Raw genomic sequence first — 2631 nt, 5'->3', positions numbered from 1 at the left:
CTTTATAATAGTGGGTTACTTTGGGTAGGTTTTCGCCGGGTACCTGCAGTTTAAAGGGAATGTCGTAAAACCCGGTGGCAATAATTACGTAGGTGCACCGGTAACTGGTTTTGGTGCTTTGCAGGAGGAAGCCGTTTTTTACTTTTTTTACGGAGTGTACTTCTTCAAATAACCGGAGCTTAAGTTGATGGCTGGTGGCAACCCGACGATAGTATTCAAGAGATTCTGCACGGGTTGGTTTTGGGTTATTGGAGACAAAGGGGAGGCCGCCGATTTCGAGGCGTTCCGATGTGGAGAAAAAAGTCATATTGGTAGGGTAGTGGTAAAGTGAGTTTACCAGGCAACCCTTTTCCAATATGACATAATTCAGTTTTGCTTTTTTGGCTTCCAGCCCGCAGGCCAGTCCGATGGGGCCGCCCCCAATGATTACGAGATCATACTGCATAAGGGGGCAAATTTACGTCAGATATGTGTTCTAACACCTGTCTGACGTCTAATACGGGGAGACGGTGCCGGAACCAGAAACCTGTACCGTTAACTGCGGGTTGCCCTTGTAGCGAACCGATCCACTTCCGGTGATCTTTGCATCCAGTTTCTCGGTAGCCCATAACCGGATATCCCCCGATCCACTGGTCCTGGTTGTCATATCTGCCACCTGGAGGCCAATCAGGTTCATATCGCCGCTTCCACTGATTTCCAAATGACCCATCGCCGCTGCCCCACTACGTACAAGAACATCCCCGCTTCCACTAATCCTGGCTTCCAGTTCATCTGCTTCCAGGCTTTGAATGTCGATCTTGCCCGAGCCTTTTACCTCGGTATATAAACGGTCCGTTTCTATTGGATCATTGGAATAGATATCTCCCGACCCATTTACCTTAAACGCATTGATATCGGGAGACTCAATATAAACTTCAATCGTTTCGTAGCTGTGAATTACCGTATTGTTTTTGATTTTCAGATTTAACTCGCCATTGCTGACATACGCCTCCAGCACATCCTGGATATTCCGCTGGGCCCGGATCTCTACGCGGTGTGCTGCACCCGCTTTATAATATAAACGCCCGCTGGTGGCAAAGTCAATACGGTTAAAACTGCCTACGGTACGAATCTCCGAAACAACCGGCCCTTTGCCATTTACCTTTGTGCAGGCGGTAAATACAGCGCTGAATAAAATAAGTACAAATACAAAAAACAACTGATTCTTTTTCATGGTATAAATGCTAATGGTTAATTATTAAAATTCAATTCGATAGGCCAGCACAGGTATCAGGCCCGCCTGGTAAGAGGTGGTGATTTTTCCTTTTACACTGTCGTAATATTTGCCATAAATATTCTGGCGATTCGTGAGGTTCTGAATATCCAGTGATAAGATACTGGTCATACGTGCTGCATTCCATTTCATACTAAGCCGTATATCTGTACGGAAATATGCAGGATTCTGGATAGTAAACGCTGCTTCATCGCGGTATTTGGCATAACCCAGTTCAAGGGTGGCTTCCTCATCCAGCGGTGTATCACGAAAACCGCCCGCATAAATGATTTTTATATTTGCACCAAAACTCCGCCGATTGCCGGGATGCACAAATTCCTTCCCCATGGTAAGGGTACTGGCCATACCACCATTATACCGGGTATTACGCTCTTTGCCATCGGCGGCTGTATATTTCGATTGATACAACGAATTGGAAAACAGGAAATAAAAATAGTTTCTCAGTTGCTTCTCAAGCGACAGCTCCAACCCGTAATTTCTACCTTTGCCTTTATTGGTTAGCGGATCCAATACAAAGTTTTCCGCAATATTGACGGTGCTTACGGTAGCTGTATCATAAATACTTACCGGTAAATTAAATAAGTGCTGGTAATAAATCTCTGTCCGCAGTTTTAACCCTTTCATCAGCAGTCTTGTATAAGAGCCAACAAAATGATGCGATTTGGTGAAACCCAGCTCTTTGTTTGGCTGAACCCATTGATCATTGATCCTGGATTTGGCAAAATAAACGCCCATGATCTGTGCCTGGCTGTGCAATCCATAACCGAAACCGAAGCTGTTTTTGTTATCGGGATTCCACTGAATGGCAGCCCGGGGCTCCAATGCCAGTGATTGATTGAGGTTTAAATAAAGGAAATGCGCTCCGCCTGTAATCACCAACTGGTTGGATGGCTTGTACTGCCACTGCGCAAATGCCTGTATTAACTGCGTCTGATCCTTGCTGTTAATTCTTTCTTCCACTGGTGCCGTGTTGTTTTCCCGGGATCTTTGTAAATAACTGAAATCAATTTGTTGTGCTATTACACCGGTTCGGATTGCCTGTTTGCGGTTTAATTGCGTATTCAGGGTTGAACTCAGGATCCATTTTTTAGTCTGGAATTTTTCCCGGTATGCATTTATAATACTATCTGGCCGGGCTACAAACTGCATATTATTTGCCGTTTGCTGCGAACTGTTCACTAATACTGTTTTGAGGCTGGCTCTTTTCGATAGTGAAATTGTATGGGTAATTCCATTTGCGTTGGTTCTTCCTTTATAAATACCTCCATAGCGGTTCCATTCTTCCTCCCATTTGGCTGGGTCTTTTTCCAGGGGAAATTCCTGGTCGTTCCAACCATTCATACCAAAGAGGGTAAATT

The 2631-nt window shown here is 44.8% G+C and carries 3 protein-coding genes; all 3 read right to left on the bottom strand.

Going from position 1 to position 2631, the window contains the following annotated elements; translation table 11 throughout:
* Positions 1 to 445, bottom strand: a 445-nt coding sequence (locus A1D16_RS09145; protein WP_290709061.1) for an NAD(P)-binding domain-containing protein, incomplete at its 3' end; no start/stop codon positions are given.
* A 48-nt stretch (positions 446 to 493) separates the two neighbouring features.
* On the bottom strand, positions 494 to 1213 hold the full coding sequence (locus A1D16_RS09140) for a head GIN domain-containing protein (RefSeq protein WP_290709060.1): 720 nt from the start codon (positions 1211 to 1213) through the stop codon (positions 494 to 496).
* Positions 1214 to 1237: 24 nt separating this feature from the next.
* The coding region (locus A1D16_RS09135; RefSeq protein ID WP_290709059.1) for a TonB-dependent receptor at positions 1238 to 2631 on the bottom strand (1394 nt) is incomplete at its 5' end.

The organism is Flavihumibacter sp. CACIAM 22H1 (assembly GCF_001601815.1).
Classification (GTDB): domain Bacteria; phylum Bacteroidota; class Bacteroidia; order Chitinophagales; family Chitinophagaceae; genus Flavihumibacter.
The sequence above is the reverse complement of the archived record's forward strand: the minus strand, read 5'-3'. Positions and strand labels throughout refer to the sequence as shown.